26 protein-coding genes are annotated in these 26,978 nt (G+C 57.8%); 15 read left to right on the top strand and 11 right to left on the bottom strand.

The annotated features are described in order from the left end of the window. Positions 1-190: hypothetical protein (locus VHE58_07285; protein HVS27083.1), on the bottom strand; the 190-nt coding region annotated here is incomplete at its 3' end. Between the two features lie 251 nt (positions 191-441). On the opposite strand from VHE58_07285, the gene VHE58_07280 reads away from it, so the two are divergent. The 9 genes from VHE58_07280 (at position 442) to VHE58_07240 (ending at position 9,076) form a co-directional block, all read left to right on the top strand. After that, positions 442-822, top strand: coding sequence for a cyclophilin-like fold protein (locus VHE58_07280; GenBank protein ID HVS27082.1), 381 nt, complete (start codon positions 442-444; stop codon positions 820-822). An 88-nt stretch (positions 823-910) separates the two neighbouring features. Beyond that, entirely contained in the window at positions 911-3,016 is a 2,106-nt protein-coding gene (locus tag VHE58_07275) for a thioredoxin domain-containing protein (protein ID HVS27081.1), read from the top strand. Between the two features lie 31 nt (positions 3,017-3,047). Then, on the top strand, positions 3,048-3,374 hold the full coding sequence (locus tag VHE58_07270; protein ID HVS27080.1) for a c-type cytochrome: 327 nt from the start codon (positions 3,048-3,050) through the stop codon (positions 3,372-3,374). A 381-nt stretch (positions 3,375-3,755) separates the two neighbouring features. After that, positions 3,756-4,985, top strand: a complete 1,230-nt coding sequence (locus VHE58_07265; GenBank protein HVS27079.1) for a branched-chain amino acid ABC transporter substrate-binding protein — start codon at positions 3,756-3,758, stop codon at positions 4,983-4,985. Positions 4,986-5,057: 72 nt separating this feature from the next. Then, on the top strand, positions 5,058-5,981 hold the full coding sequence (locus VHE58_07260) for a branched-chain amino acid ABC transporter permease (GenBank protein HVS27078.1): 924 nt from the start codon (positions 5,058-5,060) through the stop codon (positions 5,979-5,981). Beyond that, positions 5,982-7,082, top strand: coding sequence for an ABC transporter ATP-binding protein (locus VHE58_07255; protein ID HVS27077.1), 1,101 nt, complete (start codon positions 5,982-5,984; stop codon positions 7,080-7,082). Next, on the top strand, positions 7,079-7,843 hold the full coding sequence (locus VHE58_07250) for an ABC transporter ATP-binding protein (GenBank protein HVS27076.1): 765 nt from the start codon (positions 7,079-7,081) through the stop codon (positions 7,841-7,843). The genes VHE58_07255 and VHE58_07250 overlap by 4 nt, the downstream gene beginning before the upstream one ends. Beyond that, complete coding sequence (locus VHE58_07245; GenBank protein HVS27075.1) at positions 7,840-8,544, top strand: ABC transporter ATP-binding protein; 705 nt, start codon at positions 7,840-7,842, stop codon at positions 8,542-8,544. Before VHE58_07250 ends, VHE58_07245 begins: the two co-directional genes overlap by 4 nt. Positions 8,545-8,548: 4 nt before the next feature. Beyond that, positions 8,549-9,076, top strand: a complete 528-nt coding sequence (locus tag VHE58_07240; GenBank protein HVS27074.1) for an adenine phosphoribosyltransferase — start codon at positions 8,549-8,551, stop codon at positions 9,074-9,076. A gap of 7 nt (positions 9,077-9,083) precedes the next feature. On the opposite strand, the gene VHE58_07235 is transcribed toward VHE58_07240, so the two are convergent. From VHE58_07235 to VHE58_07190, 10 genes are all read right to left on the bottom strand, one after another. Beyond that, positions 9,084-9,503: a phosphate-starvation-inducible PsiE family protein gene (locus VHE58_07235; GenBank protein ID HVS27073.1), complete on the bottom strand. Its 420-nt coding sequence runs from the start codon at positions 9,501-9,503 to the stop codon at positions 9,084-9,086. A 25-nt stretch (positions 9,504-9,528) separates the two neighbouring features. Then, on the bottom strand, positions 9,529-10,551 hold the full coding sequence (hemF, locus tag VHE58_07230; GenBank protein ID HVS27072.1) for an oxygen-dependent coproporphyrinogen oxidase: 1,023 nt from the start codon (positions 10,549-10,551) through the stop codon (positions 9,529-9,531). Between the two features lie 145 nt (positions 10,552-10,696). Then, positions 10,697-11,974 (bottom strand): phosphoribosylamine--glycine ligase, encoded by a 1,278-nt coding sequence (purD, locus tag VHE58_07225; GenBank protein ID HVS27071.1) that lies wholly within the window; start codon positions 11,972-11,974, stop codon positions 10,697-10,699. Between the two features lie 100 nt (positions 11,975-12,074). Then, a complete protein-coding gene (gene purH / locus VHE58_07220) occupies positions 12,075-13,631 on the bottom strand; it encodes a bifunctional phosphoribosylaminoimidazolecarboxamide formyltransferase/IMP cyclohydrolase (GenBank protein HVS27070.1) in 1,557 nt (518 codons plus the stop codon). Positions 13,632-13,730: 99 nt separating this feature from the next. Beyond that, positions 13,731-13,967 carry a helix-turn-helix domain-containing protein gene (locus VHE58_07215; GenBank protein ID HVS27069.1) on the bottom strand — a complete coding sequence of 79 codons (237 nt, stop codon included), beginning with the start codon at positions 13,965-13,967 and terminating at the stop codon, positions 13,731-13,733. After that, positions 13,967-14,980: a tRNA dihydrouridine synthase DusB gene (gene dusB / locus VHE58_07210; GenBank protein ID HVS27068.1), complete on the bottom strand. Its 1,014-nt coding sequence runs from the start codon at positions 14,978-14,980 to the stop codon at positions 13,967-13,969. The genes VHE58_07215 and dusB overlap by 1 nt, the downstream gene beginning before the upstream one ends. 159 nt (positions 14,981-15,139) lie before the next feature. Then, a complete protein-coding gene (locus VHE58_07205) occupies positions 15,140-16,294 on the bottom strand; it encodes an FAD-dependent monooxygenase (GenBank protein HVS27067.1) in 1,155 nt (384 codons plus the stop codon). Continuing rightward, entirely contained in the window at positions 16,284-17,594 is a 1,311-nt protein-coding gene (gene pepP, locus VHE58_07200) for a Xaa-Pro aminopeptidase (GenBank protein HVS27066.1), read from the bottom strand. Before pepP ends, VHE58_07205 begins: the two co-directional genes overlap by 11 nt. A gap of 17 nt (positions 17,595-17,611) precedes the next feature. Beyond that, complete coding sequence (locus VHE58_07195) at positions 17,612-18,322, bottom strand: nucleotidyltransferase family protein (protein HVS27065.1); 711 nt, start codon at positions 18,320-18,322, stop codon at positions 17,612-17,614. 81 nt (positions 18,323-18,403) lie between these two features. Further along, entirely contained in the window at positions 18,404-19,390 is a 987-nt protein-coding gene (locus VHE58_07190; protein ID HVS27064.1) for a phosphotransferase, read from the bottom strand. 100 nt (positions 19,391-19,490) lie between these two features. On the opposite strand from VHE58_07190, the gene VHE58_07185 reads away from it, so the two are divergent. The 6 genes from VHE58_07185 to VHE58_07160 all read left to right on the top strand — a co-directional run. Beyond that, positions 19,491-21,710: an LPS-assembly protein LptD gene (locus VHE58_07185; protein HVS27063.1), complete on the top strand. Its 2,220-nt coding sequence runs from the start codon at positions 19,491-19,493 to the stop codon at positions 21,708-21,710. Between the two features lie 4 nt (positions 21,711-21,714). Continuing rightward, positions 21,715-23,046, top strand: coding sequence for a peptidylprolyl isomerase (locus VHE58_07180; protein ID HVS27062.1), 1,332 nt, complete (start codon positions 21,715-21,717; stop codon positions 23,044-23,046). Positions 23,047-23,110: 64 nt separating this feature from the next. After that, positions 23,111-24,130: a 4-hydroxythreonine-4-phosphate dehydrogenase PdxA gene (gene pdxA, locus VHE58_07175; protein HVS27061.1), complete on the top strand. Its 1,020-nt coding sequence runs from the start codon at positions 23,111-23,113 to the stop codon at positions 24,128-24,130. 34 nt (positions 24,131-24,164) lie between these two features. After that, on the top strand, positions 24,165-24,938 hold the full coding sequence (gene rsmA, locus VHE58_07170) for a 16S rRNA (adenine(1518)-N(6)/adenine(1519)-N(6))-dimethyltransferase RsmA (protein HVS27060.1): 774 nt from the start codon (positions 24,165-24,167) through the stop codon (positions 24,936-24,938). 37 nt (positions 24,939-24,975) lie between these two features. Further along, on the top strand, positions 24,976-26,700 hold the full coding sequence (locus VHE58_07165) for a diguanylate cyclase (GenBank protein ID HVS27059.1): 1,725 nt from the start codon (positions 24,976-24,978) through the stop codon (positions 26,698-26,700). Positions 26,701-26,751: 51 nt separating this feature from the next. After that, a partial coding sequence (locus VHE58_07160; protein HVS27058.1) for a hypothetical protein occupies positions 26,752-26,978 on the top strand: 227 nt, incomplete at its 3' end.

The following is a 26,978-nucleotide window of genomic DNA, read 5'->3' as shown; positions in this document are numbered from 1 at the left end:
CCGCCTGGACCTGCCGCATGCGCTCCATCGCCTGACTGCGTTGGCGGCGGATTACCTCTAGTTGCTTCTCATATCCAGTGCGCACGTCAGCCTGGGCCGCCTTGGCCTTCGCCTCCCACTTTGCGACCTCCGTGTTCCACTCGTCGAGTTGCGCCTTGAGCTTCTCAACGTACTCGTCTCTTTTGCTCATGTGATCCTCCATCGTTGTCGCTCGGCTTCAAGAACAGCTAGCTAGAAATAGACACCAGAAATAGTGTAATTAATTGCCCCATTTAATGGGCTATGTTTCCATCCTATAACAGAATCAACGCGGTATAAAGACGCAAAAAAAATTGTTCCCACGTCGTGTTCCGCGCTGCGCGCAAGCGCGGGTTTTTACTGCAACCCCTGGATTCGCGACAGGTTGCAGATTAGCATTGGGTTAAAGTTGAAAACCGGGCCATGTCGAATTCAAAACGCATCCGCATCATCTGGCCCGTGGGCGAAGTCACCGCTGCGCTCAAAGACACGCCCACCGCGCGCGTACTGCTCGCCGCCCTGCCTTGCGAATCACGGGCCCACACCTGGGGCGATGAGGTGTATTTCTTCGTACCCATGGAAGCCGCGCTGGAGAAAGACGCAAAAGAGGTCGTGGATCCCGGAACGGTTTGCTTCTGGGTGGAAGGAAGCTCGCTCGCGCTCCCCTTCGGTCCGACGCCGATATCAAAAGGCAACGAGTGCCGACTGGTCGCGCGGGTGAACATTCTTGGGAAAATCGAAGGCGAGCCGACGGTTCTCAAGACCGTCAAGGACGGCGACAAGGTGCGCGTAGAACAAGCATAAGGTTGCACCAGCGGCAAAACTTCGGCGTTTTGCGTGCTAGACTAAACGCCTCGAAGCACATTTTCTTCGCGCTAGCCGAGTAAGCCCTATGTCCAACCGTCTCGCCAACGAAACCAGTCCTTATCTTCGCCAGCACGCCGACAATCCGGTGAACTGGTATCCGTGGGGCGAGGATGCGTTGAAACTTTCACGCGAGCAAGACAAGCCGATTCTACTTTCCATCGGTTATTCCGCCTGCCACTGGTGCCATGTGATGGCGCACGAGTCCTTCGAGGATCCCGAGATGGCGAAATTGATGAACGAGCACTTCATCAACATCAAAGTGGACCGCGAGGAGCGCCCGGATCTGGATCAGATTTACCAAGCCGCGCATTACATGCTCACCCAACGCGGCGGCGGCTGGCCGCTCACCCTGTTTCTCACTCCCGAGCAGAAGCCGTTTTTCGGAGGCACCTATTTTCCGAAACAGTCGCGCTACAACCTGCCCGGCTTTGGTGATCTGCTGAAGCGCATTGCGGGTTTCTACCATGAGCACCGGGATGAAATTGAAAAGCAGAACGAGTCGCTGCTTGCCGCCCTTGAGCGCATGCAACCGGAAAAAGCACAGCTGCCGCAGGATCTCGATACGGAGCCAGCGCAGCGGCTAATGGCGCAATTGCAAAACAGCTTCGATCGGACACACGGTGGTTTCGGCGACGCGCCGAAATTTCCCCATCCAGCGGAAATTGAATTCTGCCTGCGGCGTTTCGCCACGAGCGGCGACGGCGCTGCATTGCACCTCGCCTGCTTTACACTGGAGAAAATGGCCAAGGGCGGGATTTATGACCAGTTGGGCAGCGGCTTCTGCCGCTACAGCGTGGATCAATACTGGACGATTCCGCATTTCGAGAAAATGCTTTACGACAACGGCCCGCTGCTGCGGCTTTACTGCGACGCCTGGCTGGCGAGCGGCAACCCGCTGTTCAAGACGGTTGCGGAGGAAACCGCACGGTGGGTGCTGCGTGAAATGCAATCGCCCGAAGGCGGCTATTACTCCACCCTGGATGCGGACTCCGAGCACGAAGAAGGCAAGTTCTACGTTTGGACGCGGGAAGAGATCGCATCTTTGCTTAATGCCGAAGAATACGCCGTTGCTGCTCCGCATTACGGGTTGGACCGCGCACCCAATTTCGAAGGCGGGTTCTGGCACCTCAACGTCTATAAGAGCCTGGATGAAGTTGCCAAGACGCTCTCCATTTCAATCGATGAAGCCCAACATCGGCTTGACAGCGCCAAGCAAAAGCTTTTTGCGGCGCGCGAACAGCGCGTGCATCCCGGGCGCGATGAAAAAATTCTCACCAGCTGGAACGGGCTGATGATTAAAGGCATGGCTCACGCCGCACGGGTTTTTGGGCATGAGCATTGGCTCGCTTCGGCGCAGCGCGCCTGCGATTTTATTCGCAACACCTTATGGCGCGACAGGCGGCTCCTCGCCACATACAAGGGCGCGCCGGGCGCCGACGCAACAACGCAACATTCAGGCATATCCGCCAAAGGAAGCACTGGAAGAGCGCATCTCAACGCCTACCTCGACGATTACGCCTTCATGCTCGATGCGCTGCTGGAACTGCTGCAGACGCAATTCCGCAAAGCCGACTTCGATTTCGCGAAAGACTTGGCTTCAGTCATGCTTGAGCAATTCGAGGACCGCGAGCTGGGCGGTTTTTTCTTCACCAGCCACGACCATGAAAAACTGATTCATCGGCCGAAAGCGGGGCACGACAATGCGACGCCTTCGGGCAACGGCATCGCGATTTTCGCGCTGCAACGCCTCGGCCATTTGCTGGGTGAGCCGCGCTATCTTGAAACCGCGGAGCACGCATTAAAACTTTTTTATGCGGAGGTAAGCAGCCGTCCAAACGGTTACACCACCATCGCCATCGCGCTGGAAGAATTTCTCGTGCCGCCGCAGACCGTGATTCTGCGCGGCGAAGCGGAAGCGGTGGGCGAATGGCAGCAGGAACTCGCCCGGGAATACCTGCCGCACGCGCTGGTTCTCGCCTTGCCCAAGGGCCTTGCGGGCCTGCCGCAAACCTTGGACCGTGAAGCAAAGGGGAACGTCAACGCCTGGGTGTGCCAGGGCGTCAAATGCCTGCCGACTATCAATAAGCTGCAAGAACTCAAGCAGGTATGCAAAACCGGTCAAGCTGGTTAAAATTGCGGACATTTTCAACCAAGGAGCAAACATGAGGACGCTATTGATAGGATTGCTTTCCGGCATCACCCTGGCTGTGGCGAGCACCAGTGTTTTTGCCGACGCCAAGGCGGGAGAATCGCTGGCAAAGAAAGACGGCTGCTTCGCCTGTCACGCGGTGGACAATAAGCTGGTGGGACCCGCTTATAAAGAGGTCGCCGCCAAATACAAGGGCGACAAAAGTGCGGAAGCCAAGTTAATTGAAAAAGTCAAAAAAGGCGGCTCCGGCGCGTGGGGACAGATTCCGATGCCTCCCAATTCCCCCCAAGTGAAAGACGAGGACATCAAAACCATCGTGCAGTGGATTCTGTCTCTATAAGCTTCCCTTGCGGGTTACCGGAAAAGCCGGCGCAAAGCCGGTTTTTTTGTTTCCATCACGAGCCATCGCCGCAAATTGACAAGGTTTAGGTGACTGCGGATAATCGTTTGCATTTCACGAAGCTAAGGAACCTCTGATTAAGTCCCACGCGGTTGCGATAAAATGCGGTGTCTGCGTCGTGCTCGCCGGAGCGTGGAGCCTCGGGTACGTGCGACCGCGAAGGCGAGCGCTGGCCCGCTCCGCTGCACAGCTTCGCAGGTGCGACGCTGCGCGGGCCCTCCTCGGCTTCGTAGTCCCGGCTACGACCTTCGTCGCGCGCCTCGCATCCATCCGCATTTTGTCAGCAACGCAATCCGCGGAGGACTTAATCAGAGGTTCCATATGTCAGAAGTAAACATGAAATTCAGCCATGGTTTCGCATTTGCCATTCTGGCAGTAACTCTCGGTTTCTTGGGTTGTGGCAAGGAGCAAACATCTTCACCGGAGCTCGTCGTCAAAATCGGCTCGGTTGCCCCCCTGACCGGTCCACAGGCACACCTCGGCAAAGACAACGACAACGGCGCGCGCCTAGCGATTGAGGAAGCAAACGCGCAAGGCCCGGTGATTGGCGGCAAGAAAGTGCGCTTCGAGCTCATCAGCGAAGACGACCAGGCCGATCCGAAAACCGCCACCATCGTTGCGCAGAAATTGGTGGATCAAAAGGTCAACGCGGTTATCGGCCACCTTAACTCCGGCGCCACTATTCCCGCTTCCAAGATTTACCACGACGCCGGCTTAGTACAGATTTCTCCTTCCGCCACTGCGATTCCCTACACTCAGCAAGGCTTCAAAAATGCCTTCCGGGTCATGACCAACGATGAACAGCAAGGTAAAGTGCTCGGTAAATTCGCGGTGAGCCAAATGGCCGCGAAAAAAATCGCCATCATTGACGACCGCACCGCTTACGGTCAGGGCCTGGCCGACCAGTTCGAGAAAGCAGCAAAGGCCGGCGGCGCGGAAGTTCTGGCGCGCGAATACACCACCGACAGGGCGACCGATTTCCTCGCCATCCTCACTTCCATCAAGGGCAGGCAACCCGATCTGGTTTTCTACGGCGGCATGGACGCTCAGGCGGCACCGATGGTGAAGCAGATGAGATCGCTGGGACTGAATGCCAAATTCCTCGGCGGCGACGGCGCGCAAAGCAGGGAATTCATCAAAATCGCCGGCGCGGACGCTGAAGGCGTCACCGCTTCCTCGCCCGGCCTGCCGCTGGGAAAAATGCCCGGCGGGAGTAAGTTCCTGAAAGCATTCGAATCGAAATACGGCAAAATCCAGATTTACGCGCCCTACGCGTATGACGCCACCATGACACTGATCGAAGCGATGAAAAAAGCCGATTCGGTCGAACCGGCCAAATATCTTCCGGTGCTTGCGCAAATTCACCGCAATGGCGTGACCGGGCCCATAGCCTTCGATGCCAAAGGCGACGTCAAAGGCGGTGCGGTGACCTTATACCAAGTCAAAGGCGGAAACTGGGTGCCGCTGCAAACGCTGGGACAGGAAACCGCCAAGGCAGCGGACGCGCCGCCGGCCGCAGACGGCAAGTCCCCGTTTTCCGCGGGGTACTAGCCCGCTACGGATTTTTCAGACACGGCACGGCACCTTCGGGTGCCGTGTTGCTATTGGGTGGAGCCGCTTCTCATGGACATTTTTCTCCAGCAAATCATCAACGGCATCGTACTGGGCAGTGTGTATGCCTTGGTGGCGCTGGGCTATACCATGGTTTACGGTATCCTTGGCCTCATCAACTTTGCACACGGCGAAGTGGTGATGATAGGCGCGATGGTGGCACTCGCCGTGATTAACGCTTTAAGCGGCAGCGCACTTCCCGGCCCGGTTATCGTATTGCTGGGGTTATTGGTCGCCATGCCGACCTGCATGGCATTGGGCTACGGCATCGAGCGCTTCGCTTACCGGCCGCTGCGCCACGCGCCGCGGCTTGCGCCTTTGATCACCGCCATCGGCGTTTCCATCGTGCTACAAAACAGCGCGATGATTATCTGGGGCCGGCAGTACATCACCTTTCCTCCGCTGCTTCCCTCCAAACCTCATTTCATCGCCGGCGCCGTCATTTCCGATCTGCAGATTTTCATCGTGCTGCTCGCCGCTTTAATCATGGTCGGGCTGCTGTTTCTGGTGCACCGCACGCGCCTGGGGCGGGCGATGCGCGCCACCGCGCAAAACGCCGAAGTCGCAGGATTGATGGGCGTCAATATCAACACCATCATCTCGATTACTTTTGTAGTGGGCTCGGCGCTGGCTGCGGTGGCGGGCGTGATGGTGAGCGGCTATTACGGCCTTGCGCACTATTACATGGGTTCTCTGCTCGGGCTTAAGGCGTTTACCGCGGCGGTGCTGGGCGGCATCGGCAATTTTGGCGGAGCCATGCTGGGCGGGCTATTGCTCGGCATCATCGAAAGCCTGGGCGCAGGTTACATCGGGCCTCTCACCGGTGGATTTCTAGGCAGCAACTACCAGGACGTGTTTGCGTTCTTCGTGCTGATTCTGGTTCTGGTGTTCCGGCCTTCGGGCTTGATGGGCGAGCGCGTGGCGGAGCGCGCATAAATGAGCCGCTGGGAAAAACTCAAACGCAACCCGCGCGCCGCTTGGGCGGCGTTCATCCTGCTCGCCGTCTTGCTCGCGGTGCTGCCGTTTCTCGCCGATGCGGCTCTCGGCCGCACCTGGGTGCGCATTCTCGATTTCGCGCTGCTCTACATCATGCTCGCATTGGGGTTGAACATCGTCGTCGGCTATGCCGGGCTGCTCGACTTGGGCTATGTGGCGTTTTTCGCGGTAGGCGCTTATGTCTATGCGCTCCTTGCCTCGCCGCACTTTGGCATTCATCTGCCGTTCTGGGCGTTATTGCCTTTGGGTGCCGGTGTGACCTGTATTTTCGGCGTGCTGATCGGAGCGCCCACACTTCGGTTGCGCGGCGATTACCTCGCCATCGTGACTTTGGGCTTCGGCGAAATCATCCGCATCTTTCTCAATAACCTCAACGCGCCAGTCAACATCACCAACGGCCCGCAGGGCGTAAATCGGATTGATCCGGTAAACCTGGGCAATTTTTCTCTCAGTCAGACGCATCAACTGGCGGGAATCAATTTCTCCTCGGTGCACAACTACTATTATTTGTTTCTCGCGCTCACCGTGCTGGTCATTTTCATTTCCATGCGCTTGCAGGATTCGCGCATCGGCCGCGCCTGGATTGCCATCCGCGAAGACGAAGTGGCGGCGAAAGCGATGGGCATCAACACGCGCAACGTGAAGCTCCTCGCCTTCGCCATGGGCGCGAGCTTCGGCGGTGTTTCCGGCGGTTTGTTCGCCGGCTTTCAGGGCTTCATCAGTCCGGAGAGCTTCACTCTCATCGAATCCATCACGATTCTGTGCATGGTGGTGCTGGGTGGCATGGGCCATATTCCCGGCGTGATTCTCGGCGTGCTGCTGCTGGTGATTCTGCCCGAAGCCTTGCGCTACATCGGGCCCCTCGAGCAGGCGCTGTTCGGCCGCATCATCGTCGATCCAGCGGATTTGCGCATGCTGGTGTTCGGACTGGCGTTGATTCTCGTCATGCTGTTCCGCCCGGCGGGCCTGTGGCCTTCCACCACCCGCAAGCGCGAGTTTGCCGCCGAAAACAAGATGGCGAAAAGCGAGACGCGCGCATGAACCTGCTGGAAGCGCGCGGAGTCAGCAAACGCTTCGGCGGCCTGCTCGCGCTCAATGAGGTGAGTCTGTCCATTGAAAAAAGGGAAATTTACGGACTGATCGGCCCCAACGGGGCGGGCAAAACCACTTTTTTCAACGTGCTCACCGGTCTTTATGCGCCGGACAACGGCGAATTCTTCTTCAATGGCGCGAAACTCACCGCCACCAAACCGCACGCGGTCGCAGAGCAAGGTATTGCGCGCACTTTCCAGAACATCCGCCTCTTCGCCAACATGACGGCGCTGGAAAACGTCATGGTCGGCCGCCATGTGCGCACCCGCGCCGGAGTGATTGGAGCGGTGCTGCGCGATGCCCGAACGCGCGCGGAAGAGGAAGCGATCCGCTCGCGCGCTTCAACGCTTCTGGAATACGCGGGCATCGCGCAACGCGCCAACGATCTCGCCAGGCATCTGAGCTACGGCGATCAGCGCCGGCTGGAAATCGCGCGGGCGCTTGCCACCGAGCCGAAATTGCTTGCGCTCGACGAGCCTGCCGCCGGGATGAACGCAACCGAAACTGTCGGCCTGAAAAGGTTGCTGGAAACCATACGCGGCGACGGCACGGCGATTCTTCTGATTGAGCACGACGTGAAGCTGGTGATGGGCCTGTGCGACCGCGTGGCGGTGCTGGATTACGGCAAAAAAATCGCCGAAGGCGCACCGCAGCGGGTGCAGCGCGACCCGGCGGTGATCGAAGCCTACCTGGGTGGGGCACTTGTATGAACCTCCTTGAAGTGCGCGGCCTCAAGGTCTCCTACGGCGGCATCAATGCAGTCAAGGGCATTGACATCAACATCGGTGAAGGCGAGCTCGTCGCGCTGATTGGCTGTAACGGCGCGGGCAAGTCCACCACGCTCAAGGCGATTTGCGGGCTGCTGCTTCATGTGGAAGGCGAAGTACGTTATCAGGGCCGCCCCATTACTCGTTCGCCCTCTTATCAACTGGTGCGCCGAGGCATGGCGCTGGTGCCGGAAGGCCGCGGCATTTTCGGCAGGCTCACGGTGCAAGAAAACCTGGAAATGGGCGCATATTGCCGCCCCTCCGATTCAAAAAGCGGCCTCGAGCGCGTGTACGGACTGTTCGCTCGTCTCAAAGAGCGGCGCAGCCAAACCGCGGGCACGCTTTCCGGCGGCGAACAGCAAATGCTGGCGATTGGCCGCGCGCTGATGAGCCGCCCGAAATTGCTGCTGCTCGACGAGCCGAGCATGGGTTTGGCGCCGCTGATGGTGAGCAAAATTTTCGAGACGATTCTTAGCATCGCCAAGGAAGGCGTGACACTGCTGCTGGTCGAACAGAACGCCAAGATGGCGCTTGAAGCAAGCCACAGGGCTTACGTCATGGATGGCGGGCTGATTACGCTTTCCGGCACGGCGCGCGAACTACTGAACAATCCGCAGGTACGCGAAGCTTATCTTGGAGAATAAAATGATGGATATCAAATCGCTGATTCGCACCATTCCTGATTTTCCCAAGCCGGGAATTTTGTTTCGCGACATCACCACGCTGCTCAAGCACACCGAAGGCTTCCGCAACACCATAGATCAATTGGCCGGCAAATACCGCAGCACGAGAATAGACAAAGTCGCGGGCATCGAATCGCGCGGCTTCATCATCGGCGCGGCGCTAGCCTATCAACTTAAAGTCGGCTTCGTGCCGATCCGCAAGAAAGGAAAACTTCCGGGTGAAAACTTCGGGCACGACTACGAACTGGAATACGGCACCGACCGGCTGGAAATCCATACCGACGCAATTCAAAAAGGCGAGAAGGTGCTACTGGTGGACGACCTGATTGCCACCGGCGGCACGGCGGAAGCGGCTGCCAACCTGATCGGGAAAACCGGCGGGCGGATTGTCGGCTGCGGCTTCGTAATTGATTTACCCGACCTCGGCGGGCGCAAGCGCTTGGAGAAACTAGGCTACAGCGTGGTTACATTGTGTGAGTTTGAAGGGCATTAGAAATACGTCAAGCGTTGTCCTCAGGCCGCCCATACTTGCTGGCAGCGAACGTCAATATTAATACTGCGAAGCTGAGTATCACTATGGCCCCTGTTATGCTCAGCAGCAGATAGAGATGAAAATTATCCGATACCTTCTGTACGTCAATGACCAAATGCCGCGAAAGAGCCGTAATTGCGATATAGATCAGGAACTGCACAGGCAGACGATGCGTCTTGAAATAGATGCCCACAATCGCACCGAACTCAAGATAGATAAACAGCAACAAAATGTCCTCCAAAGCCGCATGCCCGCTGTGCATAATGCGCAGGTATTCATACACGGCCGACCAAACAATAGTGGCACCGATAACAAACAGCGCAAGGTAATGAAATATATCCACCAGGCCGCTGCCGATTTTTTGAATTTGCTCTGTCTTATTGCTCATCGTTATAAATCCAATAGAAAATAATTTAATTAATCCAGTTCTGTACAATCAAAAACTCCTTGTACAGCTTTTCTTCCGCGCTGTCCGGCTTGGGTTTCCAATCGTAGCGCCATTTTACATCAGGCGGCAATGACATCAGGATGGATTCGGTGCGCCCGCCGGATTGCAGGCCGAACAGTGTGCCGCGGTCATAGACTAAGTTGAATTCCACGTAACGGCCGCGGCGGTAGGCCTGGAAGCCGCGCTCGCGCTCGCCGTAGGGGAGGTGCATGCGGCGTTCCAGAATCGGCGGGTAGGCTTTGAGAAAACTTTCACCCACGCTTTGCATGAGCTGAAAACTTTTCTCGAAACCCAGCTCGTTGAAGTCGTCGAAGAAAATCCCGCCAATTCCGCGCGGCTCGTTGCGATGCCTGATGAAAAAATACTGGTCGCACCATTTCTTGAAGCGCGGGTAGTATTCTGACCCGAATGGCGCAAGCGCATCCTTGCAGGTCTGATGGAAATGCACGCAATCCTCTTTAAAACCGTAATAGGGAGTCAAGTCCATTCCTCCACCAAACCACCATACATCGGGCGCAATCTCCGGTCGCATGGCTTTGTCAGTTTCGTCGACCGCTCCTCGCCGTACTTCTGCTCTGTACTGTCTCGTCGCGCCCTCCTCGCTTTCGCGCCCCGCGACCGCATCTTGGCCCGCTGTAGGATGCTTGACGAATGCCCGGATAAATCGAATGTTGAGATGTACTGTGGGAGCATAAGGATTGCGCGGATGCATGACTACGGACACGCCCATTGCTTCAAAGGAACGGCCCACCAGCTCGGGGCGCGAAGCGGTGGCAGAAGGCGGAAGCTTTTCGCCAAACACATGCGAAAAATTCACCACGCCACGCTCGAATACCTGGCCTTCCTCGATGACACAGCTTAGTCCGCCGCCGCCTTCGGGACGCTCCCAAGAATCGGCGCCGAATACCTTGCCGTCAAACTGCGCCAAGCGCACGACGATGCGTGACTGCAAATCGGTAAGGTAATTTTTGACGGCATCGGAGTTCATGGATTGAATTTAACCATAGAGGCACAAAGGCAAAAAGGAAAATCTTTTCACAGGATTAACAGGACTTAATCTTGTTAATCCTGCGAAATCATGTGAATCCTGTCTATTCGACTTTAGTATTTCTCCGTGCCTCTGTGGTGGTGAATCAGTGTTTTTTTAATCCGGTGGCGCGATGGCCGATGTCGCGGCGCATTTGCATGCCATCGAAATGGATGCCTTCGGCGACCTCGTAAGCGCGGCGCTGCGCCATTTTAACATTGTCGCCCAAAGCGGTAACACACAGTACCCGGCCGCCGCTGGTAACGACATTCTTTCCGTTAAGTTGAGTGCCGGCGTGGAATATCTTGAAATCCTCGCCCGATTTGGGCAGGCCGCTAATCACGTCGCCTTTCTTCGGCGTATTCGGATAATTCGCCGCGGCGAGCACCACGCCCAGCGCTACCCGGCGGTCCCAGTCGGTTTTCACCTGATCGAGCGTGCCGTTTATTGCGTGCTCGATCATCTTGAGTAAATCGCTTTTAAGCCGCAGGAGAATCGGCTGGGTTTCGGGGTCGCCCATGCGGCAGTTGAATTCCAGCACCTTGGGATTGCCTTGGCCGTCTATCATCAATCCCGCATAGAGGAAACCGGTATAAGGAATGCCATCCTCCGCCATGCCTTTAATCACCGGCTGGATGATTTCGCGCATCACCCGATTGTGCAACGCGGGTGTCACCACCGGCGCGGGCGAATACGCGCCCATGCCGCCGGTGTTCGGTCCTTGGTCGCCATCAAGCAGCCGCTTGTGATCCTGGCTGGTGGCAAGCGGAAGAATATGCTCGCCGTCGCACATGACGATGAAGCTCGCCTCTTCGCCTTCCAGATAATCCTCGATCACCACCCGCGCGCCGGCGACGCCCATTTTGTTCGCGACCAGCATCATGTCCACCGCGGCGTGCGCGTCTGCCAGGTTCATCGCTACCACCACGCCCTTGCCCGCGGCGAGGCCATCGGCTTTGATCACGATGGGCGCGCCGCGGCTGTCAAGGTAAGCATGCGCCTTGGCGGAATCGGCGAATGTGGAATAGGCGGCGGTGGGAAGGCCGTGGCGCCGCATGAAGCTTTTGGCGAAATCCTTGGAGCTTTCGAGCTGCGCGGCTTTTCGCGCGGGGCCGAAGATTCTGAGATTGGCTTCTTTGAACGCATCCACCACGCCTTTGGAAAGCGGCGCTTCGGGACCGACCACGGTAAGGTAAATCTGCTCTTTTTTGGCGAACGCGACGAGGTCGGAAATCGCTTCTATCGCCACGTTTTGCAAATCGGGCTCAAGCGCGGTTCCGCCATTGCCAGGAGCGACGAAGACTTTTTGAATTTTTAGCGATTGCGCGACCTTCCAGGCCAGCGCATGCTCCCTGCCGCCGCCTCCGATGACAAGAAGTTTCATAAAGGAAGGTTCGGGGTTGAGCGTTCTGGGTTGAGAGTTGGAAATGCGCTTGTCACACGCTGGTTCACACTCAACTCTAAACTCTCAACACTCAACACGGTTAATGCCTGAAATGCCGCACGCCGGTGAACACCATCGCAATGCCATGTTCATCGGCTGCGGCAATCACTTCGTCATCGCGCATGCTGCCGCCGGGTTGAATCACCGCTCTTGCGCCGGCCTGCACCACCACATCCACGCCGTCGCGGAACGGAAAGAACGCATCAGAGGCCGCCACTGAGCCCTGCAAATTCAAACCGGCGTTCTGCGCCTTGATGGAAGCGATGCGCGCGCTGTCCACCCGGCTCATCTGCCCCGCCCCCACCCCTAGGGTCTGTCCATTGCCGGCGAAAACGATAGCGTTGGATTTGACGAACTTGGCGACGCGCCAGGCAAACAGCAAATCATCGAGCTGCTGCGAAGTGGGCTGCTTTTTGGTCACTACCTTGAGTTGCGAAGCCGCGACGTTGAGATTGTCCGGCATTTGCACCAGCATCCCCCCGCCCACGCGCTTCACATCGAGGCTGTTGGCGCCTTCGGCGATGGGTACGATGAGCACGCGGATATTGGCTTTTTGCACCAGGATACGCTTCGCGTCTTCTGAAAAGCCCGGCGCAATCAGCACTTCGACGAATTGCTGAATCACCGCCGCGGCGGCGGCGCCGTCCACCGGGCGGTTGAAAGCGATGATGCCGCCGAACGCTGAAGTGGGATCGGTGGCGAAGGCCAGTTTATACGCCTGCAGCGCGTTTTTGCCGACGGCGACACCGCAAGGATTGGCGTGCTTGATGATCACGCACGCCTGCTTGTCGAAGGTTTTCACGCACTCCCAGGCGGCGTCGGAATCGGCGATGTTATTGTAGGAAAGCTCCTTGCCCTGAATCTGCTGGTATACGCTCAAGCTGCCCGGAACGGAAGCTAGGTCGCGGTAAAATGCCGCATTTTGGTGCGGATTTTCGCCATAGCGCAAATCCTGCACCTTGTTGAAGCTGAAATTAATCTGACTTGGGAAGGTAACGTGCTCACCTTTCAGATTGGTTGCAGTCAGATAATTGCTGATAGCGCCATCGTAAGCCGCCGTATGCGAGAACGCCTTTTGCGCGAGACGGAAGCGTGTCTCCAGGCCGATGGCGCCGTTGGCCGATTGCATTTCCGCCAGCAATTTCGGGTAATCAGCGGGGTCGGTCACCACCGCCACATGCTGGTGATTCTTGGCCGCCGCGCGCAGCAGGGTGGGGCCGCCGATGTCGATGTTTTCTATCGCTTCTTCCAGCGTGCAGCCCGCCTTGGCGATGGTCTCGCGGAACGGATAGAGATTCACCACCACCATGTCTATGGTCGGGATGTTGGCTTTGCTCATCGCCTGCATGTGCCCGGGCACATCGCGCCGCGCGAGTATGCCCGCGTGCACTTTGGGATGCAGGGTCTTAACCCGGCCGTCGAGCATTTCGGGAAAGCCCGTGTAATCGCCCACCTCGGTGACTTTCACGCCGGATTGGGAAAGCAGCTTGGCGGTGCCGCCGGTGGAAAGAAGGATGACCCCGAATCGGCTCAAGCCCTTGGCAAATTCGACAATGCCGGTTTTGTCGGAAACGCTGATTAGCGCCTGTTTGATTATGCTCATGGTAAATTCAGGATTCAGGATTCGTGAGCAAGGATTCCGGCCCGGAGAACTTGCTGCCCCTGCATCCCGATTCCTTGCTCCTGAATCCTGGCTTCACCCCTTGATCCGGTGCTCCTGCATTTTTTTGCGCAGGGTGTTGCGGTTCAAGCCCAGCATCTGCGCCGCATGCGTTTGATTTCCCTTGGCGCGGTGCAGCACCGATTCGAGCAGCGGCTTTTCCACGCAGCGAAGCACCATGTCGTAAATGGCACAGGGCCTTTCGCCGTCCAAATCCTTGAAATAACTCTCGATGGCCTTGCGCACGCAGCGCGTAAGCTCGTTCTCATTTATCATGCCGCCAATTCCTCTGATTCTTCGTAGACCAGGCGCCGGCTGCGGTTTTGCAATTCGTCGAAGAAACAATTTACTGCCGCGAGCTGCGCTGCGCTCGTTTCCAATTGGTTCATCGCGTGGCGAAACTGCGCCGAGCAGGCCAAACCCCTGGTGTACCAAGAAATATGCTTGCGGGCGATGCGCACGCCGGTGTGTTCGCCGTAAAACTCATAAAGCTCGTTCAAATGCGCAACCAGCACGCGGCGGATTTCCGCAACTTCGGGCGAAGCCAAATGCGTGCCAGTTTTAAGGTAATGACCGATTTCGCGGAAAATCCACGGCCGCCCCTGCGCCGCGCGGCCGATCATCACCGCGTCGGCCTTGGTGTAATCAAGCACTTCCTTGACTTTTTCCGGGGTCGCGATGTCGCCGTTGGCGATCACGGGGATTTTCAAGTGAGCCTTCACTGCGGCGATGGTGTCGTACTCGGCAGTGCCGGAAAATCCGCAGGCGCGCGTTCTGCCATGAATCGTCAATGCCTGAATGCCGACGTTCTCGGCAATGCCCGCCACACGCAATGCATTCTTGTTCTGCCGGTCCCAGCCGGTGCGGATTTTAAGCGTGACTGGCACGTTTACTGCTTTTACCACCGCATCAAGAATTCTCCACACCAGCGGCTCGTTCTGCAAAAGCGCCGAGCCCGCCATGACGTTGCAGACCTTTTTGGCGGGACAACCCATGTTGATGTCGATGATCTGCGCCCCTTGATCGACGTTGTATTTCGCGGCTTCGGCAAGCATACGGGGGTCGGCGCCGGCTATTTGCACCACAATCGGCTCCACTTCGCCTTCATGGTTGGCGCGGCGCCTGGTTTTCTCCGAACCCCACAGCAGGGAATTGCTGGAAACCATTTCGGACACCGCCATGCCCGCGCCCATGCGCTTGCACAACTGCCGGAACGGGCGGTCGGTGACGCCGGCCATGGGCGCGACAATCAAATTGTTCTTCAACTGGTGGGAACCGATTCGCATGATGTTATATTTTGAGGCAGGATTGTCATTGTAAGCGCAATCACGGTTCCAAGAAAAGCGGATTATAAATTTCTTGAAAAACTCGTATTAAAACGCGAGCAACTCAGGAAAAAATCGACTTTGACAAAATCAGAAACTGTGCAAGGCAAAAAAATTTAATCAGCCGCGCGCGCCGAAAATCATTCTGCGCATCAAAAAACGTTTTGCTGCTGGCAAAACATCCAGCGCAGTCAACGCCATACCGCGCGCCGCGCGCAAAGGCGCAAGATCATTGCTGAAAATCCGCAACAACATGTCGGTAAAGAAAATTCCGCCGCCGCGATCCAGCTTTCTGCGCTTGCGGTAAGCGTTGAGCATCTCCGCTGTGCCGAGTTGCTGTGTTGCAGTACACAGTATCACTTCGCTCAACTCCCAGGCATCGCGCAATCCCAGGTTAAAGCCTTGACCTGCCACAGGATGGAGAGTTTGCGCCGCGTTGCCGAGGATTACTACGCGCTGTGCCGTCGGATCAGCGGCATACTTGAGCTTGAGCGGAAAACTTGCGCGTTTTGCAGCCGCAACAAATTTCCCAAGCCGATCGCCAAAATGTTCATGCAGGCGCTGTAAAAACGCTGTGTCATCAAGCTTGAGCAGCTCTCCCGCATCTCCGGGAGTGGCAGTCCAGACCAAAGCGAACTGCTCGCCAAACGGCAACAACGCGACCGGCCCTTGCGGCGTGAAGCGTTCAAACGCCATGTTGCGATGGGGCAATTCGGTTTTGACCTGGGTCACCACGGCGCACTGGTGGTAATCTTTTTCCCGCAGCTCGATGCCATTGACTCCCTCCATGCCGCGCCCGCCGTCGGCCAGCACCAGCAGTTCCGCGCTGATTTTGCGTGTACTGCCGCGATGGGTGAATTCGGCGCTCACCGCATTTTCATCCGCCTTGATGCGCACGACATTTGCGCCGGTAAGGTACTCAGGCCCATGCAGCGCCTGTTGCAACGCCGATTGCAACTCCGCATAGGGAACCACATAACCCAAGGCCGAAACATCGGCTTCCTGGGCGGTGAGTCGGCTTGAGCCGAAGCCGCCGCGCTGGGATATGTGGATGTTCAAGATAGGCGTGGGAGTTTTGACCGCGCTCCAGACTTTTAGCCGCTCGAGAATCAGGCGGCTGCCGTGGGAGAGCGCCAGCGGCCGCGAGTCATTTGCAGTGGTTTCGCGTGCTTCGAGCAGCAGAACACTGTGGCTGCTGGCGCGCAAGGCCAGCGCCAAAGCGGCGCCGACCGGGCCGCCGCCTACGATTACGATAGCGGCGGATTCAGGCGGCATGGTCACGCATTAATTGTTCAATGTCTTTGACTTTCTTGGGCGCGGCATGCGTCAGCACCTCCCGCCCTTTGGCGGTGACCAGCACATCGTCTTCGATGCGCACTCCGGTATTCCAGAATTTTTCCGGGACATTCTTCGCCGGCCGCACATAACAGCCGGGTTCCACCGTCAAAACCATGCCGGGCTTGAGTTTGCACCATTTGCCATCGCGTTTATACTCGCCGGCATCATGCACATCCAGCCCCAGCCAATGCCCGGTGCGGTGCATGTAAAAACGCAGGTAATCGCCCGACTCAATCACGCTGTCCCGGCTCCCCTTGCATAAGCCCAAATCAATCATGCCTTGCGCCAGCACCTTCAGCGCCGCCTGGTGCGGCGCGATCCAGCTCTTGCCGGGTTTCACAGCCTCAATCGCGGCGTCCTGCGCCGCCAGAACCATTTCATAAACCGCTTTTTGCGGGCCCTTGAATTTGCCGTTCACCGGAAAGGTGCGGGTGATGTCAGAGGCGTAGCCGTCGAGTTCGCAGCCGGCATCGATCAGCAGCAAATCGCCGTCGCGCAGGGTGGCGCGGTTCTCCACGTAATGCAGCACGCAGGCGTTCGCGCCGCTGGCGACGATGGGCGTATACGCCGGGGCCTGCGCGCCGTGGCGGCGAAATTCGTGAATCAGCTCCGCCTCGATTTCGTATTCCATCTTGCCCGGGCGGACGGCGCGCATGGCGCGGCTGTGTGCGCTCGTGGCAATCTGTGCCGCTTTGCGCATCACGGCAAGCTCCTGCGCTCCTTTAATCAGGCGCATTTCATCCAGAATCAGGCGCACGTCCTTGATTTGCGCCGGCGCGGTAACGCCCGCCCGCGTTTGCGCACGCACCTGGTTGAGCCAGCCGAGCATGCGCGCATCCCATGCTTCGTCCGTGCCCATCGCGTAATACAGCACCGGCTGATTGGCGAGAAGCTGCGGTATCATTTCATCCAGCTTGTTGAGCGAGCAGCCTTCATCGAACCGGAAACGTTTGCGCGCGGCTTGCGGGCCGTAACGGCGGCCGTCCCAGATTTCGCGCTCCGGATCCTTGTCGCGGCAAAATAAAATGGATTTCGGTTTCTTGCCGGCCACCAGCACCAGTGCGGCGCCAGGCTCGGTGAAACCACTTAAATAATAAAAGTAGCTGTCGAAGCGGTAGGGATAATGCGAGTCGCGGTTGCGCACGCGCTCGGTCGCGGTGGGAACGAGCGCCACTCCCGCCTGCATCTTTTTAATGAGTCTGGCGCGCCGCTGCGCGAAAATCGAGTAATCGTCCATGGTGAAGATTATAAACCCTAGCCTTGCTTACCGCCCGCAGGCCGGTTCGTCAGCAATTCATCCAGCTCGTGCAGACGCTCGGGCGTGCCGGCATCCCGCCACAAACCGCGGTAATGCTCGCCGCCGACTTTGCCGGCCGCTATTTGGTCGAGCAACAGCGGCGCGAGTTTCATTTTGCCACCCTGCGGCACGCCGGCAAACAGCGCGGGATGATACAAGCCGATGCCGCTGAAAGTAAGCTTTTGCGTTTCGCTTAGGGTCACCCGATTTTGTTCCAGCGCGAAATCGCCTTCGGGATGATGCCCGGGGTTATCCACCAGCACCAGATAAGCGCGGTCAGAATCGGATTTTCCCCTCATCCGGTCGAGCCGCGGCAGAAGCTGCTTGAAATCGAGGTCGCAGTAAATATCGCCATTCACCACCAGAAACGGCTGCGCTCCCAGCAAAGGCAAGGCCTGCGCTATGCCCCCCGCGGTTTCCAGCGCCTGCCGCTCCGGTGAATAAACAATGCGCACGCCGTAATATGCGCCATCGCCCAACTCGGATTCAATTTGCTTGCCGAAATGCGAATGATTGATGACGATTTCATGGAACCCCGCCGCCGCGAGATTTTCCAGAATCCAGGCGATGAGCGGCTTGCCGCCGGCAGGCAGCAACGGCTTGGGCGTAGCGTCGGAAAGCGGGCGCATGCGTTCGCCGCGACCCGCGGCAAGTATCATCGCCTTCATAATTTTTTGAACCGCAGAGGCACGGAGACGCTGAGTAAAAACAAATAATCTTCTAAAAAACTCTGCGTCTCTGCGGTTAGATTAAAAAGTGTAACCCGCCTTGGCTTCAGGACGGCCCTCGATTTCGTCGAGCAGCTTCAGCAGAAGCGCCAGCTCGGAATAGCGCTCGCAGGCTTTGCGCAAATACTGCATCACTAACGGCAGGTCTTTAAGGTAGCCTTCCTTGCCATCGCGATGATAAAGCCGCGCAAAAATGCCCAGCACCTTCAAATGCCGCTGCACCCCCATCCATTCAAAGTCGCGGTAAAACCCCGCGAAGTCGCTGGCGACCGGCAGCTTCGCTTTTTTCGCGCGTTCCCAGTAACGGACCACCCAATCGATGATGCGCTCTTCATCCCAGCGGATATAGGCATCTTTGAACAGCGACACCACATCATAGGTAATGGGGCCGTAAACTGCGTCCTGAAAATCGAGAATTCCCGGGTTGGGCTCGCTTAACATGAGATTGCGCGAATGGTAGTCGCGGTGTACGTAAACCCTGGGCTGGGCCAGATTATTGGCAAGCACGCGCTCAAATATTTTTTCCAGTGTTCCCGCCTGTTCCGGCTTCAAGCTCACACCCAAATGCCTGGCCACATACCAGTCCGGAAAGAGCCGCATCTCGCGCATGAGCAAAGTCTGGTCGTAATCCGGGAGCAGGCCTGGACGGCTCGCCAGCTGAATCCTCACCAGCGCTTCGATTGCGTCGAGATAAAGCGCGTGGACGTTGTCTTCGTTGAGCGCCTGAAGATAAGTGGTATCGCCCAGGTCGTCGAGCAGCAGGAAGCCCCGTTCGAGATCGCGTTGCAGCACCCGCGGCACGTGCACACCCGCCGCCAGAAACAATTCCGCCGCCTGGATAAAGGGCCGGCACTCTTCGTGGCGGGGCGGCGCGTCCATCGCAATCAGCGTGAGTCCGGCAAATTTCACGCGGAAATAGCGGCGGAAGCTCGCGTCTTCCGAAGCCGGCTCCAGCGTGAAAGCTTCTCCCGGAAATTGCGCGGCGATCCAGTTTTTGAGCGAAAGAATACGTTCCAAATGCGCCCTTGGATTGCCATAATGATGATTTTGTGCGATTTTAGCACCTAAACTGCGGTGCCGACGCACCCAACCAAAACCTCGATACACGATGCGCAAATTCCAGCCTATCGCCTTTTCACTGCTTTGCTTCTTTTCCCATGGTGCGCTTGCAGATGAAGACGCGCTCAAGCTGAAACTCGAGCGCGCTGTTAATCCCGCGCCCAAGCAACAGGAAGCGACACCGCTTTTCATCGAGGCCGAGACCATCGAGGGCCGGGATGAAGAGGAAATCACCGCGCAAGGCGCAGTGGTGATGCGCAGGCTGGGACAGACCGTGTTCGCCGACCGGCTCACCTACCGGCTACAGGAGGACGAAATCGAGGTCGAGGGTAATGTGCGGCTGGAACAGCACGGCGACTTGGTGCAAGGCCCGAAAGGGAAGATCAACCTCGAGCGTGAAACCGGTTTCTTCGACACCCCGGATTTTTTTCTGCAGGAAAAGCACGGCCGCGGCAATGCCGACAAATTGTTTCTGGAAGGGCCGCAGCAATATCGGCTCGAGCAAGCGTATTACACCACCTGCCCAGTAGGCAACGACGACTGGTACATCAAGGCGGGTAACCTGAAAATCGATCAAACAGAAAATATCGGCACGGCCAAGGACGCGAGCATCGTTTTCAAAGGCGTGCCGATTCTTTACACGCCGTGGATTAATTTTCCAGTGGGCGACAATCGCAAATCGGGCTTTCTCACGCCGAGTTTCGGCAGCACCGGCAACAGCGGCTTCGAATTCACGCTGCCCTATTACTGGAACATCGCGCCTAATTACGACGCCACCTTTTCCGCGCGCGGCCTGTCCAAGCGCGGCGCACAGTTGAGTTCCGAGTTTCGCTATCTCAATCCGGCTTATTTCGGCGAAGCGCGGGTGGAACTGCTCCCGGACGATCAGCTTAAACAAGACGACAGGTATGCCCTGCTGTTTAAGCATTCCTTCAGCGGGAACGGCTACAACGGCTCGCTCAATTTCCAAAGAGTTTCCGACGATTCCTATTTCCGGGATTTGTCGACTCGCATTGCCTTTACCTCGCAAGTGAACTTGCCGCGCGAAGCGCTGCTGACTTATGCGCCGCAACCCTGGTGGAACGCCACCATCCGGGCGCAAAGTTTCCAGACGCTGCAGGATCCGCTGGCGCCGCAGATTCCTCCTTACCGCCGCCTGCCGCAGCTCACCTTGAACGGCGCCAAGCAAAATATCGCGGGACTGGATTTGTCGATGGGCAACGAATTCGTGAACTTCGATCACCCGTCCCTGGTCACCGGCACGCGCTTTACCGCTTATCCGAGCATCAGCCTGCCGCTGCAAACCTCGTTCGCCTATTTCACGCCCAAAATCGGCGGCCATTATACTCACTATTCGCTCAACCAAAACACCACCACGCTACCCGACACTAATCGTCTGCTGCCCATCAGCAGCGTGGAGACCGGCTTGATTTTCGAGCGCGGCGCCTCTTTTTTTGGCCAGAGCTTCACGCAAACCGTAGAACCCAAGCTCTATTACCTCAACATTCCGTTCCGCGACCAGAGCCAGATTCCCAACTTCGACACCGCTTTCGCCGACATCAATTTCGCACAGATTTTCACCGAAAACCAGTTCAGCGGCGGCGACCGCATTAATAACGCCAACCAGTTGACTGTGGGAATTACTTCGCGTCTTCTATCCGACAACGGCGATGAACGGTTGCGCTTCAACATTGGCCAGCGCCTGCTTTTCGTCAAGCAGCAAGTCACCCTAAACAGCACCGGCACCACCACGCCGGCCAATGATCCGAGCTCTAATATTCTGGCCACCATCAGCAGCCGCTTAAGTTCGAAGTGGCTTGCCGAAGCCGGTCTGCAATACCGTCCGTCTTCCAGCACCGGGCAAAAATTCGGTTTTGGCGTGCGCTACCAGCCGGAAACCGGCAAAGTGCTGAACCTCGGCTACCGCTTTGTCCGCGATTCCTTGGAGCAAGTGGACATAAGCTCGCAATGGCCGCTGGGCGGGGGCTGGTACGGCCTTGGACGTTACAATTATTCACTGCGCGACCGCCAGACTTTGGAAGCCCTGCTCGGTTTCGAATATAATAGCTGCTGCTGGACGCTGCGCCTGGTGGGTCACCGCTTCGCGACCGCGACGCAAGCCGCAACAACCGGCGTGTTTATCCAGCTTGAATTGAACGGCCTGTCAAAAATCGGCTCCAACCCCCTCGAGGTGCTGAGGCAGAACATTTCCGGTTATACCAAAACCAATCAGCCGTTCAACACCAGTGAACCGTATCAACTTCGTTAGCACGATGAGTCTGCTCAAAACTCTTTTGCTTCATGTGCGCTTTTTTGCGCTGGCCGCCACGTTTGCGGTTGCGCCGCTCGGCGCGGCGCAGACCGACCCGAAATCGCAAAAAGCGGTGCCGCTCGACCGCATCGTCGCGGTCGTAAACGACGATGTGATTACCCAATACGATCTCAACGACAACATCAAGCTGGTGGTGAACCAGCTTAACAAGCAGGGCACACCGCTGCCGCCGCAGGATGTACTGGAAAAACAAATTCTCGAGCGCCTCGTAAATGACCGCGTGCAACTGCAATTCGCCAAGGAAACCGGCGTGCGCGTGGACGACACGCAGTTGGAGAAAACCCTGGAGCGCATCGCCGAGGGCAACGGCATGACCCTGCAGCTCATGCGCGAAAAACTGGAAAAGGAAGGCATCAACTTCAACCGCTTCCGCGAGGAAATTCGCTCTGAAATCATCATGACCCGCCTCAAAGAACGCGAAGTGGACAGCAAAATCATCGTCACTGAGAGCGAAATCGACAATTTCCTGAGGACACAGGAAGCGCTTTCCGACCGCAACGACGAATACGAGCTCGCGCACATCCTGGTGCTAATGCCGGAACAGGCCAGCCCGGAACAAATCCAAGCCAAGCGCGCGCGCGCCGAACAGGCGCTTTTGCAGCTTAAGAACGGCGCGGATTTCGCGCAGATTGCGGCGGGTTACTCCGATGCGCCCGATGCGCTTCAAGGCGGCGTGCTCGGCTGGCGTTCCACCGGGCGGCTGCCCGGCATTTTCGTGGAAGCGCTGCGCGCGATGCAGGCCGGTGAGGTCAGCCCGATCCTGCGCAGCGCCAACGGCTTTCACCTCATTAAGCTCATCAACAAGCGCGGCAGCGACGCCGCAAAAACCATTGAGCAAACCCACGCGCGTCAGATACTGATCAAAACCAGCGAGCTGGTGTCGGAACTGGAAGCGCGCAACCGCCTGGCCAACCTCAAGGAGCGTCTGGAAAACGGCGCGGACTTTGGGGAATTGGCGCGGTTGCATTCCGAAGACGGCAGCGCACCCAAGGGCGGCGACCTCGGCTGGGTGTCTCCCGGCGACACGGTACCGGAATTCGAACGGGCAATGCATGCGTTGAAGCCCGGCCAAATCGGCGAGCCGGTGCGCTCGCCATTCGGCTGGCATCTGATTCAGGTGCTGGAGCGGCGCAACCAGGACATCAGCAAGGATCAGCAGCGCCTGCTTGCGCGCCAGACCTTGCGCGCCCGCAAGGCGGACGAAGCCCACGAAGAATGGCTGCGCCAGTTGCGCGACCGCGCTTACGTGGAATATCGGTTGGAAGATAAATAAACTCACCGCAGAGGCGCAGAGAAAACTCGCATTAAACTCTGCGTTCGTCTCTGCGGTTTAACCCATGTCTCGCGCCACATCGTTGCCCACCATTGCCGTGACCGCAGGCGAGCCGGCGGGCATCGGCCCCGATTTGTGCACGCTTGTAGCGGGCCACAAGTTGCCGGCCCGCATCGTCATCGTCACGGATAAAACCCTTCTCGTCCAGCGCGCCGGACTGCTCAAGAAAAAAATCAAACTGGTGGATTTCAGCGGGCAAGGGGAAGCGGCCGCACCCGGAAACCTGTATGTGCTGCACGAGCCGCTCAAGGAGCCCGCGCCCCCGGGGAAACTTAATCCGGCCAACAGCGCTTACGTACTTCGCACGCTGGACCGGGCGATACGGGGCTGCCTCAGCGGACAATTCGACGCCATGGTGACCGCGCCGTTGCAAAAGAGCGTGATTAACGATGCCGGCATCGTCTTTACCGGGCATACCGAATATCTCGCGGAAAAAACCGGCACACCCGAAGGGGTGATGATGCTCTGCGGCGGCGGCTTGCGGGTGGCGCTCGCCACCACCCACCTGGCTTTGAAAGACGTGCCGGCGGCGCTGACCCAAGAAGGACTGGAGCGCGTGTTGCGCATCCTGCACCGGGACCTGGTGCGGCGTTTCGGCATCGCCGCGCCGCGCATACTGGTGGCGGGCTTGAACCCGCATGCCGGTGAATCCGGTTATCTGGGAACCGAGGAGGCGCGCATCATCAGCCCGGTGGTGAAAAAACTCTGCCACGAGGGTTTTGAGGTGCAGGGACCGCTGCCCGCGGACACCCTGTTTACGCCCGAGCGGTTAAACCGCTGCGACGCGGTGCTGGCGATGTATCACGACCAGGGCCTGCCGGTGTTGAAATATGCAAGCTTCGGCGCCGGGGTCAACGTCACGCTCGGCTTGCCCATCATCCGCACTTCAGTCGACCACGGCACCGCCCTCGATCTGGCGGGGACCGGAAAAATCGACTGCGGCAGCCTCATCGCCGCCATCAAGCTGGCGTTGCAGCTGGTGAAGAACGGACAAAAACGCCAGAACAGGAAAAGCGCCGGCTGAATACGACACGAGAAAACTCCCTGCGACCGGTTTAATGCAACACTTCCCCAGAAAACGTTTTGGCCAGCACTTCCTGATTGACGAGCAAATCGTATCCGCCATCGTTGCTGCGATTTCTCCACAAGGCGCAGATTCTATCGTAGAAATTGGCCCAGGGCTGGGGGCGCTTACGCGCCCGCTGCTGGCGCGTCTTAACCATCTCCACGTCATCGAAATCGACCGCGACATCGTGGCGCGCCTAACCCAAGAATTTTCCGCGGAACGGCTCACGATACACAACAGCGATGCCTTGCGCTTCGATTTTGCCCGCTTGGGCGAAAATCTGCGCGTGGTCGGCAATCTTCCCTACAATATTTCCTCGCCGCTCATGTTTCATCTTACCCGCTTCGCACAGCGCATAAGCGATTTGCATCTCATGCTGCAAAAGGAAGTGGTGGAGCGCATGGCCGCCGCGCCGTCGACTGCGGCCTATGGCCGGTTATCGGTGATGCTACAATACCGCTACAATATGGAGCAGTTGCTGGTCGTGCCAAGCAACGCCTTCCGCCCGGCGCCCAAAGTCGAGTCCGCCGTGATCCGTCTCATCCCTCGCGCAGCGCATGAACTGCAGGCAAAAGATGAAGAACTTTTCGCCAAAATCGTGACCCGCGCATTTACCCAGCGCAGGAAAACCTTGCGCAACGCCCTTATGTTCCATCTTGCCGCCCAGGACTTCGAAAGGCTTGACCTCGATCCCGGTTTGCGCGCCGAAAACCTGTCCAGCGACGATTTTGTGCGCATCAGCAATTACCTTAGTAAACAAGATTAAGAACCTCTAACATTCAGCCACAGGCTTCCACAACCGCATGAATTGGTTTTTCTCTAAAAGAAGCTTGCTTGGATTTGGCCTGGCGCTGCTGTTGATTGCCGTCAACATCTTCGTTTCCCACCTCGCTTATCAGAACACCGACCGGCTTATCACCGCACACCAAGAAGCAGCGCAATTGCTGAATAGCCTCAGGGTTTCGGGCGAAGTATTGCAGCTGCTCACCGACGCCGAAACCGGACAGCGCGGCTACCTTATCACCGGCGATGAACGCTATCTCGAGCCTTATAACGCGGCCCTCCTCGGCATCGGCGACAAGCTCAAGCAACTGCGTTCGACCATCCCGATGCCGAAATCCAAGGATCTCGCCAAGCTTGAATCTCTGGTAAGCGCTGAAATCGCCATACTCAACGAAACCGTCGTGGTACGCGGAAAAATCGGTTTCGAAGCCGCGCAAAAAGTGGTGCTCACCCACAGAGGCAAAACTGCGATGGACAACATTCGCCGCCTTATCGGCGGAATCGAGCAGGAGGAGCGCCTGCTGATGGAGCAACGCAACGCAGCCACCCAAACCATCTCGCGCCAACTCTTTTTCACCTATGCCATAGCGGCGCTGCTCAACCTGGTGCTGTTAGCAGTGTTTTTCTACATTGGTTACAGCGATCTGCGGGAAAGCGCGCAGGACAAGCGGGCTCTGCGGGACCTCAACGAAATGCTGCAAGGGGGAATGCGCGAGCTTACGCGGCGCAACCGCGAAAGCACTTTGCTGAGCGAAATGAGCGAAGTTTTGCAGTCCTGCCTCGAGCCAGTGGAGGCGTATCACGCCATCGCGCAGTTTGGAAGACAATTCTTTCCCGGCGAGGCGGGCGTGTTTTTCGTCATGCACGATTCGCACAATTACCTTGAAAACGTGGCGGCTTGGGGCGAGCCCGAAATCGGCGGCCCGCTGTTCGCGCCGGAAGAATGCTGGGCACTTCGCCGCGGGCAGTTGCACCGGGTGGACGATGCGCGCACCGGATTGCAGTGCGAGCACGTGAAGGCGGCGGGCGCTCCCCGGCTGCATTACATGTGCGTGCCTATGGTCGTGCATTCCGAAACCCTTGGTCTTTTGCATCTGCAATTCGGCACCGAAGCGAGCCCTGAGGAGGCGGCGCAGCGGGAAACCGCGGCGGAGCTGCTGGCAGCGACGTTTGCCGACCAGATCGCGCTCGCCATCGCCAATCTGCGGCTGCGCGATTCACTGCGCCAGCAATCCATTCACGATCCACTCACCGGGCTGCACAACCGGCGCTACCTGGAAGAATCGCTCACCCGCGAACTCGCCCGCGCCGAGCGCAAGAAAACCCCGCTGGCGGTCATCATCCTCGACGTGGATCACTTCAAGCGCTTCAACGACACCTTCGGTCATGAAGCGGGCGATGCAGTGCTGCGCAGCCTGGCACAACTGATCGGGCGGCAAATCCGCGGCAGCGACGTGGCCTGCCGTTTTGGCGGGGAGGAATTTGTTCTGGTTTTGCCGGAAGCGAATTTAAACATCGCGCGCCAGCGCGCCGAACTTCTGCGCGAAGCGGCACAGGCCATGCAGGTCGCCTCGGGCGGACAAACGCTGGGCGTGGTCAGCATCTCGCTGGGGCTGGCGGTGTTCCCGCAGCACGGCCGCAAAGGCGAAGAATTGATTCAGGCGGCCGATGCCGCGCTCTACCGCGCCAAGCAGACGGGGCGCAACCGGGTGATGCTTGCCGAAGAGCCGCCGCAGCAGGCGTAGACCTTGGCAGGGTGTTGAAAAACTCTCCGGGAGCCGCGTTCGACACGAAAAATGCCCAGATGCAAGGCGCGCGACGAAGGTCGTAGCCAGGACTACGATGCCGAGGAGCGCAACGCAGCAGATGGACATTTTTCGTGCAAACCCGGATGGGGCGTGGCTTTCCGGGCGGTCTGCTTTGTCGCTCGCCTTGCGAATATGCAACGGCTATTCGACGCGGCTCGCTTCGCGCATCCCATCCCGGAAAGCCGACGCCGCAGCCCCGTGGAGTTCTTCAACAC

This window comes from Burkholderiales bacterium (assembly GCA_035543335.1).
Taxonomy (GTDB): domain Bacteria; phylum Pseudomonadota; class Gammaproteobacteria; order Burkholderiales; family JAHFRG01; genus JAHFRG01.
Note: the sequence above shows the minus strand (reverse complement) of the source record. Positions and strands in the feature narration are given on the sequence as shown.